This window comes from Sphingopyxis sp. Geo25, assembly GCF_949769135.1.
Taxonomy (GTDB): domain Bacteria; phylum Pseudomonadota; class Alphaproteobacteria; order Sphingomonadales; family Sphingomonadaceae; genus Sphingopyxis.
Window position 1 is genome coordinate 47,753 of the sequence record NZ_CATKOZ010000002.1, and the last position, 26,328, is coordinate 74,080.

At 64.8% G+C, this 26,328-nt stretch carries 26 protein-coding genes; 14 read left to right on the forward strand and 12 right to left on the reverse strand.

The window, feature by feature from the left end; translation table 11 throughout:
- Nucleotide 1: 1 nt before the first annotated feature.
- From QOL68_RS07530 to QOL68_RS07560, 7 genes are all read left to right on the forward strand, one after another.
- Nucleotides 2-631 (forward strand): cation efflux transmembrane domain-containing protein, encoded by a 630-nt coding sequence (locus QOL68_RS07530; protein ID WP_282949214.1) that lies wholly within the window; start codon nucleotides 2-4, stop codon nucleotides 629-631.
- Nucleotides 632-840: 209 nt separating this feature from the next.
- Nucleotides 841-1,311: an SRPBCC family protein gene (locus tag QOL68_RS07535; RefSeq protein WP_282949213.1), complete on the forward strand. Its 471-nt coding sequence runs from the start codon at nucleotides 841-843 to the stop codon at nucleotides 1,309-1,311.
- 186 nt (nucleotides 1,312-1,497) lie between these two features.
- Nucleotides 1,498-3,987, forward strand: coding sequence for a heavy metal translocating P-type ATPase (locus tag QOL68_RS07540; RefSeq protein WP_282949212.1), 2,490 nt, complete (start codon nucleotides 1,498-1,500; stop codon nucleotides 3,985-3,987).
- Nucleotides 3,988-4,024: 37 nt separating this feature from the next.
- A complete protein-coding gene (locus QOL68_RS07545; RefSeq protein WP_282949211.1) occupies nucleotides 4,025-4,507 on the forward strand; it encodes an SRPBCC family protein in 483 nt (160 codons plus the stop codon).
- Nucleotides 4,504-4,950 carry a disulfide bond formation protein B gene (locus tag QOL68_RS07550; RefSeq protein WP_282949210.1) on the forward strand — a complete coding sequence of 149 codons (447 nt, stop codon included), beginning with the start codon at nucleotides 4,504-4,506 and terminating at the stop codon, nucleotides 4,948-4,950. Before QOL68_RS07545 ends, QOL68_RS07550 begins: the two co-directional genes overlap by 4 nt.
- Nucleotides 4,947-5,591: a DsbA family protein gene (locus QOL68_RS07555; protein WP_194954596.1), complete on the forward strand. Its 645-nt coding sequence runs from the start codon at nucleotides 4,947-4,949 to the stop codon at nucleotides 5,589-5,591. Before QOL68_RS07550 ends, QOL68_RS07555 begins: the two co-directional genes overlap by 4 nt.
- Nucleotides 5,592-5,771: 180 nt before the next feature.
- Nucleotides 5,772-6,077: a hypothetical protein gene (locus QOL68_RS07560; protein WP_194954597.1), complete on the forward strand. Its 306-nt coding sequence runs from the start codon at nucleotides 5,772-5,774 to the stop codon at nucleotides 6,075-6,077.
- A gap of 28 nt (nucleotides 6,078-6,105) precedes the next feature.
- On the opposite strand, the gene QOL68_RS07565 is transcribed toward QOL68_RS07560, so the two are convergent.
- Both QOL68_RS07565 and QOL68_RS07570 read right to left on the reverse strand, forming a co-directional pair.
- Entirely contained in the window at nucleotides 6,106-6,765 is a 660-nt protein-coding gene (locus QOL68_RS07565; protein WP_282949209.1) for a class I SAM-dependent methyltransferase, read from the reverse strand.
- A gap of 47 nt (nucleotides 6,766-6,812) precedes the next feature.
- Entirely contained in the window at nucleotides 6,813-7,502 is a 690-nt protein-coding gene (locus QOL68_RS07570) for a helix-turn-helix transcriptional regulator (protein WP_282949208.1), read from the reverse strand.
- A 315-nt stretch (nucleotides 7,503-7,817) separates the two neighbouring features.
- Between QOL68_RS07570 and QOL68_RS18955 the strand changes: the two genes are divergently transcribed.
- Nucleotides 7,818-9,740 (forward strand): FTR1 family protein, encoded by a 1,923-nt coding sequence (locus tag QOL68_RS18955; RefSeq protein WP_282949261.1) that lies wholly within the window; start codon nucleotides 7,818-7,820, stop codon nucleotides 9,738-9,740.
- Nucleotides 9,741-9,808: 68 nt separating this feature from the next.
- Here the strand turns inward: QOL68_RS18955 and QOL68_RS07580 are convergent, their stop codons facing one another.
- Nucleotides 9,809-10,447 carry a cation efflux transmembrane domain-containing protein gene (locus QOL68_RS07580; protein WP_282949207.1) on the reverse strand — a complete coding sequence of 213 codons (639 nt, stop codon included), beginning with the start codon at nucleotides 10,445-10,447 and terminating at the stop codon, nucleotides 9,809-9,811.
- Nucleotides 10,448-10,515: 68 nt separating this feature from the next.
- Between QOL68_RS07580 and QOL68_RS07585 the strand changes: the two genes are divergently transcribed.
- Nucleotides 10,516-10,923 (forward strand): MerR family transcriptional regulator, encoded by a 408-nt coding sequence (locus QOL68_RS07585; protein ID WP_194954601.1) that lies wholly within the window; start codon nucleotides 10,516-10,518, stop codon nucleotides 10,921-10,923.
- Between the two features lie 30 nt (nucleotides 10,924-10,953).
- Here QOL68_RS07585 and QOL68_RS07590 read toward each other — a convergent pair whose 3' ends face one another.
- The 9 genes from QOL68_RS07590 to copC all read right to left on the reverse strand — a co-directional run bounded on the left by QOL68_RS07590 (nucleotide 10,954) and on the right by copC (nucleotide 21,728).
- Nucleotides 10,954-11,316, reverse strand: a complete 363-nt coding sequence (locus QOL68_RS07590) for a copper-binding protein (RefSeq protein ID WP_282949206.1) — start codon at nucleotides 11,314-11,316, stop codon at nucleotides 10,954-10,956.
- Nucleotides 11,317-11,338: 22 nt separating this feature from the next.
- On the reverse strand, nucleotides 11,339-14,473 hold the full coding sequence (locus tag QOL68_RS07595) for an efflux RND transporter permease subunit (RefSeq protein WP_282949205.1): 3,135 nt from the start codon (nucleotides 14,471-14,473) through the stop codon (nucleotides 11,339-11,341).
- Entirely contained in the window at nucleotides 14,470-15,708 is a 1,239-nt protein-coding gene (locus QOL68_RS07600) for an efflux RND transporter periplasmic adaptor subunit (RefSeq protein WP_282949204.1), read from the reverse strand. Before QOL68_RS07600 ends, QOL68_RS07595 begins: the two co-directional genes overlap by 4 nt.
- The gene (locus QOL68_RS07605; protein WP_282949203.1) at nucleotides 15,705-16,934 is read right to left on the reverse strand and encodes a TolC family protein; all 1,230 of its coding nucleotides are present in this window, start codon (nucleotides 16,932-16,934) and stop codon (nucleotides 15,705-15,707) included. The genes QOL68_RS07600 and QOL68_RS07605 overlap by 4 nt, the downstream gene beginning before the upstream one ends.
- 67 nt (nucleotides 16,935-17,001) lie before the next feature.
- Nucleotides 17,002-17,325: a hypothetical protein gene (locus QOL68_RS07610; RefSeq protein WP_282949202.1), complete on the reverse strand. Its 324-nt coding sequence runs from the start codon at nucleotides 17,323-17,325 to the stop codon at nucleotides 17,002-17,004.
- A gap of 8 nt (nucleotides 17,326-17,333) precedes the next feature.
- Nucleotides 17,334-17,699, reverse strand: a complete 366-nt coding sequence (locus QOL68_RS07615) for a hypothetical protein (RefSeq protein ID WP_282949201.1) — start codon at nucleotides 17,697-17,699, stop codon at nucleotides 17,334-17,336.
- Between the two features lie 167 nt (nucleotides 17,700-17,866).
- Nucleotides 17,867-20,188, reverse strand: a complete 2,322-nt coding sequence (locus tag QOL68_RS07620) for a heavy metal translocating P-type ATPase (RefSeq protein WP_282949200.1) — start codon at nucleotides 20,186-20,188, stop codon at nucleotides 17,867-17,869.
- Nucleotides 20,189-20,374: 186 nt separating this feature from the next.
- A complete protein-coding gene (gene copD / locus QOL68_RS07625; protein WP_282949199.1) occupies nucleotides 20,375-21,340 on the reverse strand; it encodes a copper homeostasis membrane protein CopD in 966 nt (321 codons plus the stop codon).
- 4 nt (nucleotides 21,341-21,344) lie between these two features.
- Nucleotides 21,345-21,728: a copper homeostasis periplasmic binding protein CopC gene (gene copC / locus QOL68_RS07630; RefSeq protein WP_282949198.1), complete on the reverse strand. Its 384-nt coding sequence runs from the start codon at nucleotides 21,726-21,728 to the stop codon at nucleotides 21,345-21,347.
- A 144-nt stretch (nucleotides 21,729-21,872) separates the two neighbouring features.
- Between copC and QOL68_RS07635 the strand changes: the two genes are divergently transcribed.
- From QOL68_RS07635 to QOL68_RS07655, 5 genes are all read left to right on the forward strand, one after another.
- On the forward strand, nucleotides 21,873-22,139 hold the full coding sequence (locus QOL68_RS07635) for a hypothetical protein (RefSeq protein ID WP_282949197.1): 267 nt from the start codon (nucleotides 21,873-21,875) through the stop codon (nucleotides 22,137-22,139).
- 26 nt (nucleotides 22,140-22,165) lie between these two features.
- Nucleotides 22,166-22,579 carry a periplasmic heavy metal sensor gene (locus tag QOL68_RS07640; RefSeq protein ID WP_422059619.1) on the forward strand — a complete coding sequence of 138 codons (414 nt, stop codon included), beginning with the start codon at nucleotides 22,166-22,168 and terminating at the stop codon, nucleotides 22,577-22,579.
- Nucleotides 22,576-23,160 carry an RNA polymerase sigma factor gene (locus tag QOL68_RS07645; RefSeq protein ID WP_282949195.1) on the forward strand — a complete coding sequence of 195 codons (585 nt, stop codon included), beginning with the start codon at nucleotides 22,576-22,578 and terminating at the stop codon, nucleotides 23,158-23,160. The genes QOL68_RS07640 and QOL68_RS07645 overlap by 4 nt, the downstream gene beginning before the upstream one ends.
- A gap of 114 nt (nucleotides 23,161-23,274) precedes the next feature.
- Nucleotides 23,275-25,125, forward strand: coding sequence for a copper resistance system multicopper oxidase (locus QOL68_RS07650; RefSeq protein ID WP_282949194.1), 1,851 nt, complete (start codon nucleotides 23,275-23,277; stop codon nucleotides 25,123-25,125).
- Nucleotides 25,122-26,327 carry a copper resistance protein B gene (locus tag QOL68_RS07655; protein ID WP_282949193.1) on the forward strand — a complete coding sequence of 402 codons (1,206 nt, stop codon included), beginning with the start codon at nucleotides 25,122-25,124 and terminating at the stop codon, nucleotides 26,325-26,327. Before QOL68_RS07650 ends, QOL68_RS07655 begins: the two co-directional genes overlap by 4 nt.
- Nucleotide 26,328: the final 1 nt, after the last annotated feature.

Here is a 26,328-nt window from a genome sequence, read left to right on the forward strand (position 1 = left end):
CATGGCCGAGGCTCCCGATCGCGCCGGCGTCGCGGGCGGTTCTGAAAACCCGGACGAACGCCGCACGCTATGGGTCGTTCTCCTGCTCAATGCCGCGATCGCCGGCGGCTTCTTTGTCAGCGGCTTCTTCGCGGATTCCAGTGCGCTGGTGGCGAACGGGGTCGATAACAGCGCCGATGTCGCCGTTTATGCGATCAGCCTCGCGGCGCTCAGTCGCGGCGACAAGTGGAAAACGCGCGCGGCCAAGGCGTCGGGCGCGATGCTCCTGCTGTTCGCTGTCGCCATTCTCGTCGACGTCGCCCGCCGCTATCTCCAGGGGAGCGAACCGATCGGCGCGACGATGATGATCATGTCCGCCATCGCCGCGGTCGTGAACTATATCTGCCTGCGGCTGCTGCAGCGGCTGGAGAAGCCCGACGTCAACCTGCGCGCAGCGACGACGTTCAGTTTCAACGATTTTGTGTCCAACGGCGGCATTCTTGTCGCCGGAGCGCTCGTCCTGTGGCTCGGCAGCAACTGGCCCGATCTGCTCGTCGGCCTCGCGACAGCGGGGATCGCGATCAAGGGCGGAATAGAAATCCTGCGCGACGCGCGCAGCGAGGAAAAAACCGCAAAAGATGGGTCGACCTAAATGGAAGACTCGGTGGCATCGGCGAAAGCGCAGCGACGGAGATGCGGCGGGATGCATCCGCTGGCTTCATTTCTTTCCGATTTGTCACCGATGCGTGCGCCGCAGAATGTCACGATATCCAGAGTTGGCCGGCACGTTGCCGGTTTCCACCGCGGCGCAGGTCCCTCGCCTGCGTCGCGGACTAGCTTCCCGAAGCAAGGAGCTTGCCGATGTTCTCGGTAGAAAGTTCGCTCCGTCTGCACGTTCCGATCGGGCGCGTCTGGCGCTTGCTCGTCGATGTCGAGCGCTACGGCGACTGGCACCCGACGCTGCGCTTTACCGATCGCCCCGGCGACGAGGAGCGGCTGAACTATATCTATTCGCCGCGCGGCGCACGCGGGCCGGAGTTGGCGGCCGAGGGACGGGTTACCGGGCTCGACTGGCTGACCAGCTTCTCCTGGCTGACGGGGATGCCGGGCGTGCTCGTGATCGAGGAAAGTTACCGCCTCGAAAAATTGGGACAAGGCGTCGAGGTGACGCATCGCCTCGCCTGCCGCGGCCTCTTCTCCTGGCTCGGCTACCCTTTCCTGCGGCGCTTCTGCCGTGTCTTCCTGGCGCGCTCGAACAGCGCGCTCGAACAGCATTTCCGTCGCTCGACGGTCCAATCCCGATACGCTCGGCCAAGCGGACGGCGCGCATGAAGGATGATAAGATCTTGGCCGCCGGGAGCCCTCGGCTCCTTGCCCCCGCCCCCCCGGTCGAGGGTCACTGGCGGCCAAGGAGGTGCGGGAGTGGGTCGCGTGCCAAGGCTCCCGCACCTCGTCCATTCGGCAGGACGGGGTGTCGCCCGGACCCTCTCGAATTTGGCAAAAGAAAAGGATCGCATGATGAGTGACCAGCTGCGGCTCGATATACCGCTTCTTCTGCCCGAGGTCGGCGACGAAGCCGATCGCTGCGTCGCGCGCCTGACCAGCGAACTTGAAGGCCGCGAAGGTGTCGACAAGGTCCATGTCGTGCGCGCCGACGACAGCGTGGTGCCGCAGCTTTGTATTCATTACCGGCCCGACATCCTCCCGCTCGAGCGGGTACGCCAGCTCGCGCGGCGTGCCGGTGCGAAACTTGCCGAGCAATATCAGCATCTCCTCTGGACCGATGTCGAGGGGCTCGGGCACACGCGCCGCGCCCGCACGGTCAGCGACCGACTGCGCCAGCTTCCCGGCGTCGTGGAAGCCGAGGCGACCGCGGCGGGCGTGATCCGCGCGGAGTTCAGCCGGACCGATATTTCACTCGACCAGATCCGCTCGGCACTCGCCGATATGGGCGTCTATCAAAAATCGGCGGGGGAGACGAAGACGATGCCAACGAAGCACGCGCAGGAAGAAAAGGGCGACCATAAGGATCATGATCATGGCGAAGGGGCCGGCGGCGATCATGGTCACGCCCACGGCGGGATCTTCGGCGCAAACACCGAACTTTATGTCGCGCTCTTGTGCGGCGCGGTTCTCGGGATCGGTTTCGCGATTGAGAAGCTGACAGGCTTGCCAAGCTGGGTGCCGCTCGCTTTCTACATCGGTGCCTATGGCCTTGGCGGCTGGTTCACGCTCCGCGAGGCGATCGAAAATCTGAAGCTCAAGCGTTTCGAGATCGATACACTGATGCTCGTCGCGGCCGCTGGCGCCGCCGCGCTCGGCGCCTGGGCCGAGGGCGCGCTGCTGCTCTTCCTCTTCAGTTTCGGGCATGCGCTTGAACATTATGCGATGGGCCGCGCCAAGCGCGCGATTGAGGCGCTTGCCGAACTCGCACCGCAAACCGCGGTCGTTCGCCGCGACGGCGAAACGGCCGAGGTTCCCGTCGAGCAATTGCTCGTCGGCGATATCGTCATCGTGAAACCGAACGAGCGGCTTCCCGCCGACGGCTTCGTGACCCTCGGCCGATCAAGCGTCAACCAGGCCCCGGTGACCGGCGAAAGCGTGCCGGTCGACAAGGAGCCGGTGGCCGACCCGAAAGAGGCGGCGGCGCGCGCCGACGCGCTCGAGGCGAAACACCGGGTGTTCGCGGGCACGATCAACGGCGAAGGCGCCATCGAGATTGCGGTGACCCGGATTTCGAGCGACACGACGCTCGCGAAGGTCGTCAAGATGGTCAATGAGGCCGAGACCCAGAAGTCGCCGACCCAGCGCTTTACGGACAAGTTCGAGCGGATATTCGTGCCGAGTGTCCTCGGCCTCGTTTTCCTCCTTCTCTTCGCAGGGTTCGTCGTCGACGAGCCCTTCCGCGACAGCTTCTACCGCGCCATGGCCGTCCTCGTCGCGGCGAGCCCCTGCGCGCTGGCGATCGCCACGCCCAGCGCCGTGCTCTCCGGTGTCGCGCGCGCCGCGCGCGGCGGCGTGCTCGTCAAAGGCGGCGGGCCGCTCGAAAATCTCGGTTCGCTGACCGCGCTGGCTTTCGACAAGACGGGAACGCTGACCGAAGGACGGCCGCGCATCACCGACACGATCCCGGCGCCTGGGGTCACCAAGGAAGAGCTGCTTGCCATTGCAGTCGCGGTCGAGAGCCTGAGCGATCATCCGCTCGCGGCCGCCATCGTACGCGATGGCCGGGAGATTTTCCCCGACGCCGCGCTTCCGGTCGCCACCGATCTGAAGAGCCTTACGGGCCGCGGGGTCGAAGCCAAGGTCGACGGCGAAATCGTCAGCATCGGCAAGGCCGAAATGTTCGGCACCGACGGCATCGCACCGCTATCGGCCGAAATGGCGACCGCCATCGCCGGGCTCCGTGAGAAGGGTCGAACGACGATGGTCGTGCGCAAGGGAACGCGCGATCTCGGTGCGATCGGCCTCATGGATACACCACGCGCCGCGGCGCGCGAGACGATCGCACGTCTCAGCAAGCTCGGTATTCGTCGCATGATCATGATCTCCGGCGACCATCAAAAGGTCGCCGAATCGATCGCCGCCGAGGTCGGTCTCAACGAGGCATGGGGTGACCTGATGCCTGAGCAAAAGGTCGATGCCATCAAAAAGCTTCGCGCCGAGATGCCCGTCGCGATGGTGGGCGACGGCGTCAACGACGCCCCCGCCATGGCGAGCGCCACCGTTGGCATCGCAATGGGCGCGGCAGGCTCCGACGTCGCGCTCGAGACCGCCGACATCGCGCTGATGGCTGATGACCTGTCGCATCTGCCTTTCGCGATCGGCCTTAGCCGCCGCACCCGCTCGATCATCCGCCAGAATATGGTGGTCAGCCTCGGCGTCGTCGTCGTGCTGGTTCCGGCGACGATCTTCGGCCTCGGGATCGGTCCGGCGGTTGCGGCGCATGAAGGCTCGACCCTCGTTGTCGTCGCGAACGCGCTGCGGCTTCTGGCTTATCGCGAATAACCGGGCCGAGGTGGCGTAGCCAATATGGGAGTTGAGTGTGTTTGAGATTGCAAGGGAGACGCTGCTGCCGCGGTCGCCGGCGCAGCTTTGGGACGTTTTGGTGGATTTCGACCACTATGAGCGCTGGAATCCCTATGTCCGGCCCAAAGGTCTCGCCCGACGCGGGGCGGAGGTCGAATATTCCTTCCGGATGAATCCGGCCAATCCGCGCTTCTGGCGCGTCACCGCAACCCTGTCCGAATGCGAGCCGGGTGCGCACCTCGCGTTCGACGTGAAGCTCAGCCGCCTGCTGCTCTCGATCGAGGAACATTTCCGGATAGAGCCCGCGCCGGAAGGCGCGCGGTTGATCCACATCATAAGCTGCAAGGGCCTGATCGCGCGGCTCAGCCTCCCTAAGACGCGCCGAAATTTTGAAGTGCTTCTCAGCGAAACCGACCGCTTCCTGACCCAATATCTCGCTCGGCCGCGAGCCAAGCCACCAGCGAAGGTCATGCGAAAGAAAGGCGGACGGCGACCGTGAACCGGATTGTCCGCGAAACGCAGGCCGGAGATCGCGCCGCCTGGCCAGCGCTGTTTGCCGCCTGGCTGGCTGCGCTCGCCGCGAGCCTCGGGGCCATCTTCATCGGCGAGGTGATGGGGCAGGCCCCGTGCGTCCTTTGCTGGTTCCAGCGCGCCTTCATGTTTCCGCTGGCGATCACGCTTGCCATCGCCGCCTTCCGATCAGACCGCCATGTCGTGCCCTACGGGCTCGCACTGGCGGCGGGGGGCTGGCTTGTCGCCCTCTATCACCTGCTCCTTTACGTGGGATTCATCCCCGCACCGATCGTTCCGTGCGACGGCGGGCCGTCTTGCTCGGGCGAATCGATGAGCGTCGCTGGCGTGCCGCTTCCGCTGCTGTCACTCGCTGCCTTCTCGGCCATTTTGGGGCTTTTGCTCATTTTCCAAAGGAGACTGAAATCATGAACAGACGTTTCGGCGTGGTAGCCACCCTGGTTGTATCGGCGCTCGCGTTCACCGGCGGCGCCATGCTCTACAGCGGATCGGTCGCAGGCGAGCCCGCACCAAAAGCGGTTGCCGGTCCCGTCGATGCGCTCATCCGGCCCCATTCGGCCGTCATTGGGCCGAAAAATGCGCCGGTGACCATCGTCGAATTCTTCGATCCCTCCTGCGAAGCCTGCCGCGCCTTCTTTCCCAAGGTGAAGGAAATCCTCGCCGCTTATCCGAAGGATGTGCGGCTGGTGATGCGCTATCTTCCCCTCCACCCGGGATCGGCCGAAGCGATCGTTATGCTCGAGGCCGCACGTGTCCAGGGCAAGCTCGAACCCGTGATGGCCGCGGTCCTCGATGCCCAGCCCGACTGGCATGACGGCAAGATGGACGCGGCATGGGCGGCCGCCGAAAAGGCGGGGCTTGATGTCGCGAAGGCGCGTGCCATGCCCTCCGCCGAGGCGATGGCATGGATGGAGCAGGACATCGCGGATGCGCGCGCTGTCGGTGTGCGCGGAACGCCCACCTTCTTCATCAATGGCCAAAAACTGCCCAATTCCTCGCCGGAACAGCTCGAAGCTGAAGTTCGCGCGGCGGTCGCTGCGAAGGGCAAGTGACGATTTGCGTCCCGGCGAAGCCCGGGGCGGGCCGTCCGTACCGCGATTGATGCACAAGATGTCGGCCACCTTGCCGCGAATATAACCCGGGTCGCCGCCCAGTCGTGGGCGAAGACCTCATATTCAGAAGGCATTCAAAGACGAGGGCGGATTGCTGGAAACCGAAAAGGAGAGGCTGACATGCGCAGATTTCTGACCATCGCGGCGGCGATGCTTGCCTTCGCCGTTCCCGGCACGGCCCTTGCCCAGCATCATGACGATCGCGGCGGCTGGAGCCGCGGCGATGATGCCCCGCCGGGGCGCGACCGCGATTATCACTCGGCGCGCCACGACGTACCCAATCATGGCTATGACCGAGGCTATCGCTCGAATGATCGCGATTATCGCGGCAATGATCATCGCTACGAGCGGCGCGATCGCTATGAACGACGCTACCAGAAGCGCCGCATGCACCATCATCATCGCGGGCGCCACTGGCGCGGCTAGGCCCGATCGCGCGGTGGACGAAAGGCCGTTACCGCTCCGCCCGATAGATTGAAATCGAACCGGTCGGCGTCGCGATGATCTTTGCCTCTTCCACGGCGTCGAAACCGGCGGATGCGAGAGTGTCCGGCATGCAGCCTCGGGCATTGGGTTCGGTATATTCGACCCCGTCGAGCCACTGGATCTGGCGGAACAGCATGCGCATCAGGGGCGAGCGCTGCTCGCCGTAATCGGCGATGAACAGTTGGCCGCCCGGCCTAAGCAGGCGATGCATCTGCGCGGCTATGGCTTGCTTGATCTCCATCGGACATTGATGAAACACGAGGCTTGAGACGATCTTGTCGCATCCCTGAAGCGCGGCGAACCCATCCAGCTCATCGCCCATTGCCTCGAACCAATGGATATCGGCGCCAGCAGTGCGGGCTTTGGTTTGAGCGATCTCCAGCACGGCCGGGTCGGGGTCCACTGCCAAAATCTCGCTTTCCGGCTCGCCTTCCTTCAACGCGATCGCCAGGGTCCCCGTGCCGCAACCGATATCGACAATCCGATCGCCCGGTTGCGGTGCGACAAGCTTCAGCAAGTCGCTTCGCCACCTTTTCTCTCGGGTCATGAGTGCGATTGCGGCGTCATAGCGGTCGAGCGAACCGCTCTTGCCAAGCGCGGGTACGAAATCTCTGTCGGTGTCGGTCATGACCCTTCTTTAACGGCGGCCATCGCATCCGCGCTTGAACGGAGGGGCTATCCCTCGATCATGAGATCGCTCGCGCAAATGCCGAACATCGCCTTGATCGTGCGCGCGAAATGGGCACTGTCGCTGAACCCTGCCATGTGGGCCGCCTCCGTTGCGCTATGCTGTCCGCCGATCGCGTCGAATGCAATCAGCAAGCGGCGCCACAGCACATAGCGTTGGAATGGCATTCCGATTTCGGCGGTAAAGAGATGGCGGAACCGTCCGAGCGACAGGCCGCTCTCCCGGCCGGCGTCGGCAAGCCGGACGGGTCCTGCCCCGATGAGCCGATCGATCGTCGTCGCGGCTTGCACGATGCGCGCATCGAGCGGTCGGCGCGGTTCAAGTGCGAGCCAAGCCTTCCAGAAGCCCGTGCCACGGTCGCTCGCGACATGGATCGGCTTCGCGCCGTTCAGGCGCGCTTTCAGATCGTCCGGCGGACCGAATTGGATCGTCGGCTCGACATACCAGAGCTCCGCCTCGCTCGCCGGAAGAAGGCAGTGAACGGCTTCGGGCTCGATGAGCAGGCACCGACCTTTGTAGCGCCGCCCCTGGCTATCGATCACTTCGACCGGATCGTCGGAAAAGACCGCCTGCGCGGCGAAGTGCCGATGGGGAATGGTATCGCCGACCGAACCCGACCAGCAGGCGAGAAAATCGCCAATGCGAAGTCTGCCTTTCCAATGTGCGAGGCCGGTCATGCTATTCTGATAGCAGCAGGTCCACCTGGCCGTCACCCCGGGCGATGAAGCGGCTTGGCGTTCCTATATTTCTGAAGAGGCGGCGTCCGGTCAGGCAAGGTGCTCGCATGGACCGAGCGGAACTTGCTTCGGCGCAGCGCGAGAGGCTCGCGCCCGTTGGCGTTGTGCTCCTCGGGAGTCTGATCCCGTTGATCGCGGGTTAGCCAAAGACGCCGATTCCATCTTGATTGCCAGGCCCCAATCAGTCAGTGCAAATCATTCTCAATAGAGGTGGCTGGCGTGGCGATGACCCTGAACCGAAATTCATTCGCGCCGATGCGGGCGCTGGGGCGCGGCGCTCTGGCTGTTCTGCTCTTGGCCCTGATCGCCCTCCAGCCGGCCCGCGCGAGCGAACCCGAGGTTCAGACCATTTGGCGGCTGCTCGATTATGTTGCCGTTGATTATCCCGGTGCGGTGTCCGGCGGCAAGGTTACGAGTGCGGCTGAATATGCCGAGATGACCGAGTTTGCAGCGCAGGTCGAAGCGCGATTGAAACGCCTGCCGCAGAAGACCGCGAAGCCGAACTTGGTGGCTCGCGCCGCCACCTTGCGGCAATCGATAGCTGCGAAATCTGCACCGGCGACGATCGAAGAACAATCGCGGGGGCTCGCCGAGGCGTTGCTTGGAAGCTACCCTGTTCCGCTGGCGCCGCGGTCGGCTCCCGATCTGGCGCGCGGCGCGAAGCTTTACGCGGAAAATTGTTCCATGTGTCATGGCACAACCGGCGCTGGAAACGGCCCGGGCGCCGCGGGACTCGATCCGCCACCGATCGCTTTCACGGACGCGGCGCGTGCGCGCGAGCGCAGCCTGTTCGCGCTCTATCAGGTGATTTCGCAAGGCCTTGAGGGCACGTCGATGGCGAGTTTCGAAGCCCTTCCCGACGAAGATCGCTGGGCGCTGTCCTTTTATGTCGGCAGCCTCGCCTTTCCCGAATCTTCGCAATCCACCGGTCGGCAGATATGGGACAGGGACGCGCCCGTTCGGGCCGCCATACCCGATCTTGCGACCCTCGTGGCCAAGACTCCCGCGCAGCTTGCGCGCGAGTTTGGGGATGGCAATGCCGGGCCGCTGACGGCCTTCTTGCGTCGCCAGCCCGAAGCCGTCGTTGCGAAACCGGTCGGCTCGCTGGCGCTGTCCCGCCAGCGCCTCGAAGCGAGCCTGAAAGCCTATGCCGCCGGCGACCGCGGTGCAGCGTCCGATCTGGCGTTATCCGCCTATCTCGATGGATTTGAACCAGTTGAACCGGTTCTTGCGGCGCGCGATCCCGACCTCATGGCGAAGATCGAGCTGGCAATGGGAAATTTGCGTTCGGCCATCGGAAAGGGTCGCCCGATTGCGGAAGTCGAGGCGGCAAATGCCGAAGTGGCGCGGCTGTTCGTCGAAGCCGAGGCGGCCCTCGCGCCCGAGCGGGCGAGTGCGTCGTCCAGCTTTCTCGGCGCGTTCGGCGTTCTCCTGCGCGAAGGCCTTGAGGCATTGCTGATCGTCATCGCCATGATGGCCTTTCTTCGTAAAACCGGGCGGACCGACGTGATGGGCTATGTCCATGGCGGCTGGGTTTCGGCTCTTGCCGCAGGGGCGTTGACCTGGTTCGTGGCAACCTACTTTATCGGGGTCAGCGGGGCATCGCGCGAGCTCACTGAAGGCTTTGGTTCACTCTTCGCCGCGATCATCCTGATCTCGGTCGGTATCTGGATGCATGGCAAGAGCAATGCCGAAGCTTGGCAGCGTTATATCAAGGAGAAAATCTCCGCCGCGCTGTCGCGCCGGTCGGCGTGGTTTCTGTTCGGCCTGACCTTCCTCGTGGTCTATCGCGAGGTGTTCGAGACGATCCTCTTTTACGCAGCCCTATGGGCGCAGGGAAATGGCGGCGCCATGCTGGCGGGAGCTGCGACGGCTGCGGTCCTGCTGGGCCTAATCGCCTGGGCCATGCTGCGCTACAGCGCCCGGCTCCCGATCACGCAGTTCTTCTCCTGGAGCGCGGCGCTGATCGCAGTCCTGGCCATTGTCTTGGCCGGTAAGGGTGTCGGCGGGTTGCAGGAAGCCGGCCTGCTCGGCGTTACGCCGCTGGCCGGATTTCCCCGAGTTCCGATCCTCGGGGTATACCCGACGCTTCAGACGGTGCTGGCGCAGCTTGCGGCCGCGATCATCCTTGCCGCGGGCTTCTGGTTCAATCGGGCAACGGCGCCGCGCGCGGCTTAGCTTCGCGCGGCGGAGAACATCGTGAGCATGCTGTCAGTGGGCACGAGCAACGACGGGCTTCCCGCACGTCACTCTTTGGCAACCCCTGCCTTGTGCGAAGAAATCTCTCCAAGCGCGTCGCGGATAATATCATAGGCCGAATGGAGGAAGAGCAGCGCGATGACGCCGGCGACGAGAAGGTCGGGCCAGGCCTTGCCGGTCACCGCAACCAGACCAGCCGCGACGATAACCGCCACATTGGCAAGGGCATCGTTGCGCGAGAACAGCCAGATCGCGCGCGCCGTCGCGTCGCCTTCGTTGCGGAAGCGGCTGAGCACCAGCGCCGCCGAGATGTTGACGAGCAGCGCCACGACACCGATGCCGCCCATGAGATCGGCCTCGGGCGCGATCGCATGGAAGGAGCGCCAGATCGCCAATCCGATTACCCCGAGTCCCAAGACGGCGAGAAAGCAACCCTGAACAAGCGCCGTGCGGCTACGCGCGACGGCTGTCCAGCCAAGCGCGATCAGTCCAATAAGGGTGATCGAACCATCGCCGATGAAATCGAGCGAGTCTGCCTTGAGCGCCTGCGACCTTGCGAGGAAGCCGCCGGCCAGTTCAATCACGCCAAAGCCAAGGTTGAGAATGACGACGATCCAGAGCGCGCGGCGATAGGCGGGATCGACACCTGCGCGCTCTTCATCGGCCTCGCAGCCACAATCGCTCATGTCGTCAATCCTTTCCCGTCGCGAGTCGGGGGTCTATATGCACCCTCTAGCAACTATAGGGTCAAGCGATGAAAATCGGAGAATTGGCACGCGCGACCGACACCAAGGTCGAAACCATCCGCTATTATGAATTGGCAGGACTGCTGGCGCCGCCTGCGCGGACCGCTGGCAATTACCGTTCATACGGAAGTGACGAACTCGAGCGCCTGTCTTTCATCCGGCGCGCGCGGGACCTCGGATTTGCGCTGGAGGAGGTCCGCGAACTTTTGGCGCTTGCCGACGACCGCGACCAGCCATGCGGCGCCGTCGATGCGGTCGCGAGCAGCCATCTCGCGACGATCGAGTGCAAGATTGCCGACCTCTCCCAGATGCGCGATGAACTCGCACGCATCATTGGCGGCTGCCGTTTGGGAAAGGTCGGCGACTGCAAGATCATCCAGACGCTGGGGCCGATGCGCGGTTCGGCGCAGGGCTGATCCGTGCCGGATGGGCTGGCGGTCAACCCGTCAGGGTGCGGACTTCGCCTCGATCCGCGTGATGCTGCCCTCGGCACCGTTCCAGTCGAGTTCGAACGCGACGCGGTCGCCGACCTTCAGACCTTTGAGCAAATCCGACGGGGCCTTGAACCCCATGGCCATCGGCGGCCATTTCAGGGCAGCGATTTCGCCATGATCGAGCGTGACCGTGCCCTTGGCGGCATCGATCGCGGTGATCGTTCCTTCGCCTTTGCCATGCTGCACTTCGGAAGCCGAGGTGGCCGCTGTCGCTTCCTGGGGAGCGGTGGTGGGCTGTTTGTCGGCTTCGGGGCTGCAGGCCGAAACGGCGATCAGCAGCACCATGCTGCCGGCCAGAATGCGCATCGATTTCATATTCGGTCTCCTTGTTTTCATGTCACGTCGTCGGGGTTTTCAACGGTTGCTGATCGGGCCATCGCCGGCGCATCATCAGATAGGCGGCGGGGACGATGAACATCGAGAGCAGCGGCGCGGTGATCATCCCTCCGATCATCGGTGCGGCGATCCGGCTCATCACCTCGGAACCGGTCCCGGTTCCGACGAGGATGGGGAACAGCCCCGCAAGGATGACCGCGACGGTCATCGCCTTGGGGCGGACCCGGAGCAAGGCTCCGTCGCGGATGGCCTCCTCGATCGGGCCGTCGCCACGCGCGGCGAGCGCCTGTTTAAGATAGATGAGCATCACCACCCCGAACTCCGCCGCAACGCCCGCGAGCGCGATGAAGCCGACCGCGCTTGCAACCGACTGGTTATAGCCGAGCAGATAGAGCAGCCACAGCCCGCCGGTGAGCGCGAAGGGCAGCGTCGCCATGATGAGCAGCGCTTCGTCCCAGCGGCGGAAGGTCAGGTAGAGCAGGGCGAGGATGATCGCGAGCGTGACGGGTATGACGATCTTCATCCGCTCGGTCGCGCGAACGAGGAATTCGAACTGGCCCGTGTAGGAGACGCTGATCCCCGGCGGCAATTTGACGTCGCGCGCGACCGCCTGCTGGATATCGCCGACCAGCGTCTGCAAGTCGCGGTCGCGGCCATCGACATAGATCCAGGTCACCGGCCGCGCATTCTCGCTGCGCAGCATCGGCGGGCCATCGCTGATCCGCACCCGTGCCACGGTGCTCAGCGTGATCTGCTGGCGCGACGGCGTGAGGATCGGCAAGTTTTCCAGCTTGCCGAGGCTATCACGAAGTTCGCGCGGATAGCGCACGTTGATCGGGTATCGCGCCAGCCCCTCGACCGTTTGCCCGATGGTCTCGCCGCCGATGACGCCGCCGACCAGCGCCTGCACGTCGGCGACATTAAGCCCAAACCGCGCCGCAGCCGCGCGATCGATGTCGACGTCGATATAGCGCCCGCCGGTCAGCCGCTCGGCGAGCGCCGAGGCGACGCTTGGAACCTTGCGGACGACCGCCTCGATCCGCTTTGCGGTGCGGTCGATCTCGGCGACATCCGATCCTGCGACCTTGATGCCGACCGGGCTCTTGATCCCGGTCGCCAGCATGTCGATGCGGTTGCGGATTGGCGGGATCCAGAAATTGGCGAGGCCGGGGACCTTCACGCGCGCATCGAGTTCGGCGACCAGCTTCTCTGGCGTCATCCCGGCGCGCCATTGATCGCGCGGCTTGAAGCGGATCGTCGTCTCGAACATTTCGAGCGGCGCAGGATCTGTCGCGGTGTCGGCGCGGCCGGCCTTGCCGAAAACGCTGTCGACCTCGGGTACCGTTTTGATGAGCCGGTCGGTCTGCTGGAGCAGGCTCGACGCCTTGGCGGTCGAGATGCCCGGCAGCGCCGACGGCATATAGAGGAGGTCGCCCTCGTCGAGCTGCGGCATGAACTCGCCGCCGAGCTGGGTCAGCGGCCACAGGCTGGTCGCGAAGATCAGCCCCGCGATAACCAGAGCCCTTTTGGGATGGCGCAGAACCTGGTCGAGCGCGGGGCGATAGGCGTGCGTCAGCCAGCGATTGACCGGATTGGCCTGTTCGCTCGGGATCCGCCCGCGGATGAGCCAGCCCATGAGCACCGGGACGAGGGTGATCGACAGAATTGCCGCCGCCGCCATGGCATAGGTCTTGGTAAAGGCGAGCGGTCCGAACAGCTTCCCTTCCTGTCCCTCGAGCGAGAAAATCGGGAGAAACGAGAAGGTGATGATGAGGAGGCTCAGGAAAAGCGCCGGGCCGACTTCTGCGGCGGCGTCGGTGATGACCCGCCAGCGCTCCTTGCCCTCTAATGGCTCGCCGGGATGATCGCGTTCCCAATGCTCGAGATGCTTGTGGGCATTCTCGATCATTACGACCGCCGCGTCGACCATCGCGCCGACCGCGATCGCGATGCCCCCGAGCGACAGGATGTTGGCGTTGAGACCCTGGAACCGCATGACGATGAAGGCGATCAATATGCCGAGTGGCAGGGTGAGGATCGCGACGAGCGCCGAGCGCGCGTGCCACAGGAACAGCGCGCAGACGATTGCGACAATGATGAACTCCTCGACGAGCTTCGAGGTGAGATTGTCAACCGCGCGGTCGATCAGACCCGACCGGTCATAGGTGGTGACGATTTCGACCCCCGGCGGCAGCCCAGCCTTGAGTTCGGCGAGCTTGGCGCGCACCCCTTCGATCACCTCGCGGGCATTCTGGCCCTGGCGCATCACGATCACGCCGCCCGCGACTTCGCCTTCGCCGTTGAGTTCGGCGATACCGCGCCGCATGTCGGGGCCGATCTGGACAGTCGCGACATCACCAATCGTCACGGGAATGCCGCCCGCTGCGGTGCGAACGGGCACGGCGCGAAAGTCGTCGAGACTTTTGAGATAGCCGCCGGCGCGCACGATATATTCGGCCTCGGCCATTTCGACCGTGCCACCGCCGCTTTCCTGGTTGGCGCGCTGGAGCGCCTCGGTCACCTCTTGCGCGGTCACGCCATAGGCGGCGAGCTTCGCCGGATCGACGAGGACCTGATATTGGCGCACCATGCCGCCGATGCTCGCGACCTCGGCGACGCCGGGCACCGCCTTGAGCTCGAAGCGCAGAAACCAGTCCTGGAGGCTGCGAAGTTCGGCGAGATCGTGGCGTCCGCTCTTGTCGACGAGTGCATATTCGTAAATCCAGCCGACCCCGGTCGCGTCGGGGCCGAGCGACGCCCGGGCGCCTTCGGGGAGGCGACTTTGCACCTGGCTCAGATATTCGAGCACCCGGCTGCGCGACCAATAAAGGTCGGTGCCGTCCTCGAACAGCACATAGACGAAACTGTCGCCGACGAAGCTGTAGCCGCGCACGACACGCGCGCCCGGAACCGACAGCATCGTCGTCGTGATCGGATAGGTGACCTGATCCTCGACGATGCGCGGCGCCTGACCCGGATAGGTCGTGCGGATGATGACCTGCACGTCGGACAAGTCGGGGAGGGCGTCGACCGGCGTCGTGCGGACGGCGGCGACCCCGATCAGCGCCAGGATCAGCGCCGCGGCGACGACAAGGCCGCGCGCGGCGACCGATACGCGAATGACCTTTTCGATCATTTCGCAACGTCCAGCGGCCGGACCGCGATGCCGGTCAGGCTCGCTTCGGAATCGAGCAGGAACTGGCCCGACGCCACGACCTTCTCGCCTGCTGCAAGGCCGCGCAATATTTCGGTCTTGCCGCCGCCTTCGCGCCCGGTCTCGACCTCGGCGGGGTGATAGCGGCCATCGCCCATCTCGAGCATCACGATCGTGCGCGTCCCGGTGCGGATGACCGCTTCGCTCGGCACGAGCAGCGCGGGCTTGGCGTCGCCTCCCAATGCCACGCTCGCGAACATGCCGGGGCGCAGGCGCCCGCCGCGGTTCGCGAGTTCGACCCGCACCGTCAGCGTCCGGCTGTCCGCCGCCGCGGTCGGCAGGATCGCGACGACACGGCCGCCGAAACTTTCGCCCGGAAAGGCGGCGAGCTTCGCGGTCGCGCGCTGGCCGACCTCCACAGCGCCGGCCTGTGCTTCGGGGAGCGCGGCATTCAGCCACACCGTCTCGAGGCCCGAGATTTCCGCAAGCGTCTGGCCGGCGGCGAGCGTCACGCCCGCGCGCGCATTGAGCGTCTGGATGACACCGCCGATCGGTGCACGGACCGTAACCGTGCCGCTCGTCCGCCCGCTGCGATCGACTTGTGCGATCACGGCCTCGGGCATGCCCATCAGGCGCAGGCGTTGCCGCGCTGCGGCGGTGAGTTCGGGCCGGCCAAGGCGTTTGACGCTCAGATACTCGGTCTGGGCGCCGCCCCATTCGGGCGATTGCAGGTCGGCGATCGGAGCGCCCGCGCGAACCACATCGCCGGGCGCGAGCCGATAGACGCGCTCGACGAAGCCGCCCGATCTTGCCTGGACGATCGCGACGTCGCGCTGATTGAAGTCGACCGTGCCGGTGACGTCGAGCGTCGCGGCAAGGCTCCCTGTCTCGGCGGCCACCACCCGGATGCCGAGACTCTGACGCGCCGACGCATCGACCGATATGCCCGGCGTGGCGTCGCTCGCGCTGCCTCCGTCGGCATATTTGGGCACCAACTGCATATCCATGAAGGGCGACTTGCCGGGCTTGTCGAACTTCTGGTTCGGGAACATCGGGTCGTAATAATAGAGTATTTTGCCGGGATCGCCGGTCGCCGACCCGGCCACCGTCTCGTTGTCGCCCCGCTGCCCGAGCCAGTAGCCGGCGCCTCCGGCAAGCAGCACCGCGGCCATCAGTGCGGCGCGCCACCGCGCCGCCGTTGTCGTCGCATCGGTCATGGCCGTGCCTCCCCATAAGTGAAATTGATGCGAATAGTGTCGCGCGCGACTTCGGCCTCGCGCCCCAGCGCATCTACTTCGGCTTCCGCAAGCGTCAGTGTCGACAGGAGCGCGGTCCCGAGATCGAGCCGGCCCGCCCCGAAGCTTTCGAGATCGAGCTGGGCGCGCTTCTTGGCAAGCGGAACCAGCCTGGTCCGCGCATTGGCAAGCTGCTCGTCGTGCATGCGGTGCATCGCAAGGTCGGCCGACAGCGCCGCCGCGATTTCGCGTTCGGCGGCTTCGCGGTCGAGGCGCGCCCGCGTCGCTTCGCTCGCGCGTGCGGCGATCTTTGGATCCTGGCGCTTGGCGGCAAAGAACGGCAGGTCGATCGTGACCCCGACCGTGACGAGGTCGCCATAATTGGGTTCGCGTCGGCCATAGGCCGCATTGACCGTCCAGTCGGGCCGCTTCGCGGCGCGTGCGAGGCCGGTCTCGGCATCGGCAGCGATCGTTCGGGCGTCATAGGCGCGCAGCCGCGGCAGCGCGGCAAGGCCGGTGCGCAGCGTATCGCCGTCGACCGCGAGTGGTGGCGGTGCGCCCGCCGTGTCGGCGGCCGGATCACCCGTGAAGCGAATGAGCTGCGCACGGAAGCGCGCGATCTCGGCGGAAAGCGCGCTCCGCCGATCGGCCACTTCGGCCCGCAGCTGCTCGGGTTCGAGCGCCTGCGCCGGGCGCGCCGCGCCGCTGGCGAGCCGCCCGGTTACCGTCGCCTGAAGATCATCGAGCCCTTCGTCGAGCAGCTCGAGTTCCTTGAGCCGTTTCTTTGCATAGAAAAGATCGATCCACGCGAGCGCGGTCGCGAGGCGCACATCCTGCGCGGCGACCGCCTGCTCGGCCTCGGCGACCTTGATGTCCGCGCCGGCGCGTTGCGCCCGCGCGCGCCGCTTGGCGGGATTGGTGAATTCCTGGCTGATACCGATGACCTGCATCGTGAAATCGTCGCGGTTGAAGCGGCCCGCATCAGGGCCGGTGACCGGAAAATCCTGAAGCGCGAGATTGAGCTTCGGATCGGGAAGGCGATCGGCGGCAATCGCCGCGGTCTCGGCCGCGCCGACGCCCGCCTCGCGCGCCTTCAGTTCGGGGGCCTGACGTTCGGCGAGCCGCAGCGCGTCGCCGAACGTCAAGGGCTCGGCGTGCAGGGCGGCGGGCAGCAGCACCGCCAGGGCTGTTGCAAATAATATGCGCATGATGGGCCTCTCTTCCGGACAGGATGGCGGGACCGTCCCCGGCGCGGGTCGCCGGGGACGGGAGCCATCAGCCTTCAGAGGGCATCGTCGCCTTGCCGGACATCGCCTTCATGCAGTCGGCCGCATCGGACTTCATCATCGCGCAGTCGCAATGCGCCATCTGCGAAGCCGCGTCCTTCATCCAGACGCGTGTGCGCGGGTTGATGTTGGACTTGTTCGGTCCGGGAACATAGCGCTCCTGCCATTCATAATGGCCGCCGGTCTTCTCCTGGGCGAAGGACGGCGCTGCGAAAGCGGTGGCCGCAAGGACTGCGGCAGCAAAAAACATTCTCATGGTGAATTCCTCGATTGAAAAGCCCGGAATTGCGCGTCGGAACAGACCGGCGCGCAAAATGCAGTTCAAGCGAGGATTAGCGGTGGTTCGGGCTCGGGGCCGAAGCTGCGTCCAACCAGCCGCCGCACGGCCAGCGGATCGGTCAATTCGCGCTGGTAGTCGGCAACGGCAAGCGGCGCCGCCGGCGCGACGACCGCCAGCGGAATAGCGCAGCCCATCTTGGCGATGCAGTCGAGCGTCATCCCCTTGCAGGGCTTATCGGACTGCGAGGTTTCGATGCCCATCATCTCGGCGCACTCGGGGCTCATCGCCGACGCGGCAGCGGGTTGCGGCGTTTCGACGACCGGTCTTGCCATAGCGAACGCCGTCTCCTGGCCAAAGAGACCAAGGAGCGCGCCTGCGAGCAGCATCAAGGTGAGCCAGCGTTTCACGGTAAATGCATGATCCTTGCAGCAGCTTTCGTCAATTTGAATCGGGGCGGGATAGCTGCTCCCTATTCGCGGGGAAACGACGTCCAGTTACGCGGCGTCCGTGCCTCTTGTCTTCATTCTCTTTTTCCGCCGGGCGACTGCGATCCGCGCCTGTTGCGATGTCTCGTTCAGATTCTTACGAACCGCAGCCGCAGCGAATTGGCTATCACGCTGACCGACGAGAGCGCCATCGCGGCGGCGGCGATGATCGGCGACAGGAGCAGCCCGAAGACCGGATAAAGCACCCCCGCCGCCACCGGAATGCCCGCGACATTATAGGCGAAGGCGAAGAAGAGATTCTGGCGGATATTGGCCATCGTCGCATGGCTGAGCTGCCGCGCCCGGACAATGCCCAGAAGGTCGCCGCGCAGCAACGTCACGCCCGCGCTTTCAATCGCGACATCGGTTCCCGAGCCCATCGCGATGCCGACGTCGGCGGCCGCCAGCGCCGGGGCGTCATTGACGCCGTCGCCCGCCATGGCGACGATCCGGCCTTGCTCGCGCAGCCGCTGGACGACCGCGCTCTTCTGGTCGGGAAGGACATCGGCCTCCACATCGTCGATGCCAAGGCGCCGAGCGATCGCCTCGGCGGTGACGCGGTTGTCGCCGGTCAGCATGATGACCTTGATTCCTGCCCCGCGTAGGGCCGCAAGTGCCTCGCCTGTCGTCTCCTTTACGGGATCAGCGATGGCGATGACGCCGGCCGCTTTTCCGTTGACCGCAATATAGATCGCCGTCGCACCATCGGCGCGCAGCCGGTCCGCCGCCTCGGCAAGCGCACCCAAATCGACGTCATATTCTTCGAGAAAACTTGCGTTGCCCAGAACGATCGCCTTGTCATCGACGACCCCCACGATGCCCTTGCCGACCGGCTGGTCGACGCCCGAGGGTTCGACGAGCGCGAGGCCTCTGTCTTCGGCTGCTTTGACGATGGCCGCCGCCAACGGATGCTCGCTGCTGCGCTCGAGGCTCGCGGCAATCCGGAGCAGATCCTGCTCTTCGAAGCCATCGGCGACTTCGATAGCAACGACCGATGGCTTGCCCTCGGTAAGCGTCCCGGTCTTGTCGACAACGAGGGTGTCGATCTTTTCCATCCGCTCAAGCGCCTCGGCATTCTTGATCAGGACGCCGACTTCGGCGCCGCGGCCCACGCCGACCATGATCGACATCGGCGTCGCGAGCCCGAGCGCGCAAGGGCAGGCGATAATCAGCACCGAAACGGCGGCGATCAGGCCATAGGCCATGGCGGGCGCCGGGCCGAGAAACGACCAGACCAGGAAGGCGATGACCGCGACGACAATCACGCCCGGCACGAACCAGCCCGACACGGTATCTGCGAGACGCTGGATCGGCGCGCGGCTACGCTGCGCATCTGCCACCATCTGAACGATGCGGGCGAGCATCGTGTCGCGCCCGATCTTCTCGCTGCGCATGAGCAGGCCGCCGGTCTGGTTGATCGTGCCGCCGATGAGAGCGGAGCCAACATCCTTGGTGACCGGCATCGACTCGCCTGTGACCATGGACTCGTCGACCGTGCCGCGCCCTTCGAGCACGGTCCCGTCGACCGGAACCTTCTCGCCCGGCCGAATCCGGAGCGTGTCGCCAACTGCGACATCGTCTAGCGCAATCTCCTCGTCGCTCCCGTCATCGCGGACCCGCCTCGCGAGCTTCGGCGTCAGGTCGAGAAGTGCACGGATCGCACCGCTCGTCGTCTCGCGGGCTCTGAGTTCGAGTAGCTGCCCGAGCAGCACCAGCACCGTGATGACCGCGGCGGCCTCGAAGTAAACTGCGACCGAGCCGTCGGCGGCACGAAAGGCGGCTGGGAAGATGTGCGGGGCGATCGCCGCGATCATACTATAGCCCCAGGCGACGCCCGTTCCCATCGCGATGAGGGTGAACATGTTGAGGCTCTTGTTGCGGATCGAAACCCAGGCGCGCTCGAAAAAGGGCCAACCTGCCCACAGCACGACGGGGGTCGCGAGCAGCATCTGAATCCAGTTGCCCGACTGGCGACCGACATATTGGTAGAGGCCGGTCATATGGCCGCCCATTTCGAGCGCGACCACGGGAAGAGCGAGAATTAGCCCTATCCAGAAGCGTCGCCGCATGTCGCGATATTCATCGCTGGGGCCGTCCGATGCGGTCGGCATGACCGGCTCCAGCGCCATGCCGCAGATCGGGCAGCTTCCGGGGCCGGGGCGCTGAATCTCGGGGTGCATCGGGCAGGTCCAGATGGCGCCCTCGGGTGCACCGGCTGCGACCGCCTCGCCTTCTGCGGCATAGCGATCGGGATCGGCCTCGAATTTGTCGAGGCAGCCTGCGCTGCAGAAATAATGATGTTCGCCGCCGTGCGTCGCGTTGTGCGGCGTGGTCGCCGGGTCGACCGTCATGCCGCAAACCGGATCGGTCGTGCTCCCGCTGCCTTTGCCCGCGTCCAGATGATCGTGCATCGTTGCCGCTCCCGTACATATCGGTTGCCCGCCTGATGGCTGGGCCGTCCGAACGCTCCCGGTCGAGTTCGCCGATGGCGTCCTTCCTGACGGTTCCAGAATGGAACCGCTCCTATCGATACGCGAGAAAAGCGGTTATCCCTCGGATTTTCTTTGCCCCTGCCGTCAGGCCCGGGGGCTGGCCGGTCAAATCGGTTCGGTGCCGGCGAAGGGTTCGAGCGTGCCGACCCAGGCCACGAGCGCGAGGATGGCGAACGCGGCCAGCGCTTCGAGAATCAGGCTTTTGCGCATAGCTGCAAGCGCCCGTTCGGGGTCGGCATCGATGCCTTCATTCTCGGTTCCCGAAACAGCGGCCGCGAGCGCGGGGGCAAGCCGCCAGCGGTTGGCAGCAGCGAGCGCCAGCATCAGTCCGAACAGCACGAGCTTGGCGACGAGCAATTGTCCATAGGGGGAGCCGAGAGACCGGCCGAGATTCTCGGTGCCAACGATCATCTGGCTGTTGATCAGGCCGGTTCCGGCGATGACGAGGACGCAGATCGTGCCAATGAGCGAAAATCGATCGAGGCTCCGCGCCGCGAGGCGCAGCCCGTCAGGTATCTCGCGGATACGCCGCGGCGAGATCAGCAGATGAAAGGCGCCGATCGCGCCGATCCAGACCGCCGCTGCGACCATGTGCGCTACGTCGCTTATCCTGTGAACGGTGCCCGCGGTGCCTTCGGTCGCCCCCGCGTGGCCCGACCAGACCAGCGTTGCAACGGCGACAGAACCCGCAGCGACCAGTGTCACGGCTGTGGCCGTCGGCCGGCGCGTCATCCATATCGACGCCGCCAGCGCGAGCAGAAGTGCGGCACTTCGGATTATCCAGGCCATCCCGACATCGGTTTCGCGCACGAGGTCCCAGAATGGCTGGAGTTCCAGGGATATGAGCCCCACGCCCTGCATTGAGGCTGCCAGCACGCCCATCCCAAGGAGAGAGAGAAGCAGTCCGGCGGCGCAGAGCCATCGCTCCACGCGCCAGATCGCGGCCATCGGCTCCGGCCCATGGCGCTCGCTTTGGGTCAGCGCGTATAGCGGGAACGCTGCGAGGCCGGCGATGAGCATCAGGTCCGCATAGAGCGCGAACCTGATGCCGATCAGGACGATATCGCCCACCGCCCTACTTTACGGTGAAGCTGAACTCGCTGCCCATGCGGTGCGTGTCGGCACCCGCCGCCGACCATTTCACCTTATAGGTTCCGGGGGTCAACGGGCGTTTGACCATGAGCATCATCGATTTGCCGTCCTTGCCCATCATCGACGAATAGGGAATCTTCATCGGTGCGTGATTGGCCATGCCCGGCATTCCCGTCATGACGAGTTCGGTCTTGACCGTCGAGGCAATGACCTTTTCGTTGAATTTCAGGTCGATCTTGGTCACCTTCGAAACGGTCGAATTGGCAGCGGGCGTCGAGCCGACGAGCTTGGTGTGCGCGCCGGCCGCGACCGGTGCGAGAAGCAGCGCGACAGCTGCTGCGGTAGAGGGGAGAATGGACTTGAACATAAAGACCTCCATTTGCGTGTCTGTCCTGCTAATACGCAATGGGCTGGCCTAACCCTCATGCGATCCACATGAATATCGGTGGGGTGAGGGGTAGTCGTCGTTCGCGCGTATGAACAATGTAACAAGTTTTGGCGAGTTGGGTCGATGGACGAAGAGCTGCACATTTTCAACCGGATCGGCCTGCCTGCCGGGCTGGACGCGCTTGACGATCGCGTCATGGGCGCCCTGACCGTTCGTCGGCGCGAAACGATGGCGACGCGCCGTCTCATGGCGCTTGCTGCCTTTGTGTCGCTCGGCGGCGGAATCGTTGCCGGAAGCGCGGTTTCAGAACCCGCCGTTGCGGCAAGCCCCCTAAGCCCGTTCGGGCCGGCAAGCGCGCTGGCGCCCTCGACCCTGCTGGAATCGCAATAGCAATGTCTTCGCGGCGTCTGCTTCTCGTGGGCCTTATCGCCTTCGCTGCGGCGATCGTCGGCGTGTTCGTCGGCCGGCTGGCGACCGATGCTCCCAAGGCGAATGAAACTGAACTGCATACGCTCCTCCACGATCAACTCGATCTGACCCCGGCCCAGGATGCGAAAATCGACCGGATCGAGGCTGACTTCGCCGGCCGCCGCCGCGCACTCGAACTCGAGATGCGCGCTTCCAATGTTCGGCTTGCGGAGGCGATCAAGGCCGAGCAGGGCTATGGCCCCCGGGTGACCGAGGCCATCGATCATACGCATGACGTCATGGGGACGCTGCAGAAGGAAACGCTCGTCCATCTTTTCGCCATGCGAGCGGTCCTCGATCGCGACCAGGCGGAAATGTTCGACGAAAGCGTGGTCAAGGCGCTGACCGCCGATGCGCGGTGAACCCTGGCCTTTCGCACGCTAGCGACCAGGATCTCGCTGCCTATGCCCGCGCCGGGCGCGACGATGCCTATCGTGAATTGCTGAGCCGGTACAAGGCGCCGGTCTATCGACTGATTGTCAAACACGTCGGGGACCCCGACGAGGCGCTCGATCTGACACAGGAAACCTTCCTGGCCGGCTTTTCCGCGCTGAGCCGCTATGATGGCGACCGTCCCTTCCGTATCTGGATTGCCCGCATCGCGATTAACAAGTGCCGCGATTGGGCGCGCCGTCGCAAGGTGCGCGCCTTCTTTTCGCGCGCCCTGCCCCTCGAGAGCGCGCATCATGTCGCCAGCGATATACCCTCGCCCGACATGGAGGCGAGCGACCGGCTGGAGCTCGCCCGCGTTCGCGGCGCGATCGCGCAGTTGCCGCAAAATCTGCGGGAGGTCCTGCTCTTGCGCGGCATGGATGATGTGAGCCAGGCCGAAGCGGCAGCCATGCTCAATGTGAGCGAGAAAACCGTCGAAACCCGTCTCTATCGCGCCCGGATGCGGTTGAGAGGCCTGCTGGCTGAATCGAGTAACCAGGTTCCGGAGTGACCTCGTGCCTTGCCGTCTCGAACGGCGCTCGGTCTATTCAGGCATTTTGGGTGAGGGGTGACCGCCGCGGATGCGTATGGCTTTAGGAACAATCAGTAACGGTCGGGATGAATAATGCAGATAGACAGGCGTCGATTTGTAAACGGGGCATTGGGCGGCGGAGCGGCGGCCGCGATGGCTGCATGGTTCCCCGCTTGGGCCCAGTCGGGATCGACCGGGATCACCGCGCCCGTTCCAACCGTTTCGGGCAACGACATCACTCTGCGCATCGCTCGGCAGACGATGCGAATCGACGGCAAGCTGAGCCGCGCCATCGGCATCAACGGCACGGTCCCGGCGCCGCTGGTGCGCCTCAAGGAAGGGCAGACGGCGAAGCTCACCGTCGTCAACGACCTCGACGAGGATAGCTCGATCCACTGGCATGGCCTGATCCTGCCGTTCCAGATGGACGGCGTACCCGGCGTGAGCTTTCCCGGCATCAAGCCGCGATCGACTTTCGTCTACGAATTTCCCGTCGTTCAGTCGGGCACCTATTGGTATCACAGCCATTCAGGGCTTCAGGAGCAGCTCGGCCATTATGGGCCGATCGTCATCGATCCCGCCGGCGCTGATCCGATCGGGTACGACCGCGAGCATGTCGTGGTCCTGTCCGACCATAGCCAGATCTCGCCCGAAGCGATTTTCCGCAAACTCAAGGTCAATCCTGGCCATTTCAATATGCAACGCCAGACCTTATCTGGCCTCATGGCCGGCAAGGATCAATCACTTGCGGAGCGCATCGATTGGGGCAAGATGCGGATGGACCCGACCGACGTCGCCGACGTCAACGGCTCCACTTACACCTTCCTCGTCAACGGCCACGGCCCGCGCGACAACTGGACCGCGCTTTTCAATCCGGGCGAACGCGTGCGCCTGCGGATCATCAATGCCTCGGCGATGACGATCTTCAATGTCCGTATTCCGGGCCTCAGGATGACGGTGGTGCAGGCCGACGGGCTCAATGTCGTGCCGACCGAGATTGACGAGTTCCAGATCGCCGTCGCGGAAACCTACGATGTGATCGTGACCCCCGTCGAGGACCACGCCTACACGCTCGTCGCCGAGGCCAACGACCGGTCGGGGATGGGCCGCGCGACGCTTGCGCCGCGCGTCGGCATGATCGCCGAGGTTCCGCCGCTGCGCGAACGGCCGCTCGCGACGATGAAGGACATGGGCATGGGCGACATGGACATGTCGGGCGGCGCGATGGCGGGAATGGACCATTCGGGTGGAAGCAATATGGGCGCGATGCCTATGCCCGCGAGCGACCCTTCCTGTTCGCCGGAACATGCCAAGATGGGTCATTGCACGCCGGCAGGCGAAGCCGGCGCGATGGCAGGAATGGATCATGGTTCGGGTGGCGCCATGCAGCACAGCATGCGCGACTTCAATGTCGCGCCGCAGGTCAAGCGCGATCCGGGTGTTCAGACGATCTCGCCGATGCCGGTCGACCGGATGGGCGAGCCGGGACAGGGGCTTGAGGACGTCGGACACAAGGTGCTGACCTACCACGATCTGGTCGCGCTAGAGCGCAACCCCGATGTGCGCGCCGCCTCGCGCTCGCTCGACATCCATCTTACCGGAAACATGGAACGCTTCATGTGGTCGTTCGACGGCGTGAAGATGTCCGACTATCATGAGCCGATCCCGTTCATCGAGGGCGAGCGGGTGCGGATTAACCTCATCAACGATTCGATGATGAGCCATCCCATTCACCTGCACGGGCATTTCTTCGAACTGGTTACCGGCAAGGGCGACCGCTCGCCGCGCAAGCATACCGTGCTGGTTCAGCCGGGCGGCACCGCGAGCTTCGACTTCACCGCCGACGCGCTCGGCGACTGGGCGTTCCACTGCCATCTCCTCTACCATATGCACGCCGGAATGATGCGCGTCGTCAGTGTCCGCCCGAAGGGAGACGGCGAATGACCCGGATCGCGCTCCTCCTTGCGGGCATCGCGCCGTTCGCTTTTGCTGTTCCCGCCGCAGCCCAGTCGATGGACCATTCGATGCACGGCGCGGCCCCCACCGCGACGCCCGCTCCCTCGTCCACGCCGGCACCGGATGCGCCGCCTGCAACCGATACGGCCGCAGACGGGTCGATGGAGCCGATGGACCATGGCGATATGCCGGAGATGGATAGCGAGCCCGCGGCCTCGACCTGCGCGCCCGAACATGCGGCAATGGGCCATTGTACGCCCGAGGCGGAGGCTTTGGGCAAGGACGCTGCGGATATGGGTGCGATGGATCAAGACACTGCGCCGCCGACGGATCCCGACTGTACCCCCGAACATGCCAAAATGGGCCATTGCACACCGAAGGCTGCGGAGCCCATGGCGGGAATGGAAGGCATGGCAGCGGCGAGCAGCGCCAGCGGCACGGACCTGCCGCCGGGCGACGCGGTCGCGCCCGCGCCGCCCGCAGACTGGTATGCCGATCGCATTTATCCCAAGGGCGAAATGGAGCATTCGCGTCACGAGATGATGAAGGAAAATGGGGCGCAGACCATCGCCTTCGTCAGCTTCAATCTCGCCGAATATCAGGCGCGCAAAGGCCGCGATGGTTTCCGCTGGGACGGCGAGGCCTGGTACGGCGGCGACATCAACCGGCTCACCGTCAAAAGCGAGGGCGAAGGCGTGTTCGGCGAGGGTATCGAGAGCAGCGAAGTGCAGGCGCTCTACAGCCGGGCGATCGGGCCCTATTTCAACGCGCAGGCCGGGATCCGGCAGGACTTCGGACCGGGCCCCGACCGAACCTATGCGACCATTGGTTTTGAGGGACTCGCGCCCTATTGGTTCGAAGTCGAGGGCGCACTCTTCCTTTCGAACAAGGGCGACTTGCTCGCCCGGCTCGAAGGCTATTACGACCAGCGCCTCACCCAGAAGCTGATCCTCCAGCCGATGGCCGAATTCAATCTCGCGGCGCGGGACGTGCCCGAGAGCGGCGTTGGGTCGGGCCTGTCGAATATGGAACTCGGGCTCCGCCTGCGCTACGAGATCGTGAAAGAGTTCGCCCCCTATGTCGGCGTCGAATGGGCGCGCAAATTCGGCGACACCGCGCGCTTTGCGCGGGCGGCGGGCGAGGATGCCAATGGTGTCAGCTTCGTAATGGGGGTGAGGGCCTGGTTCTAGA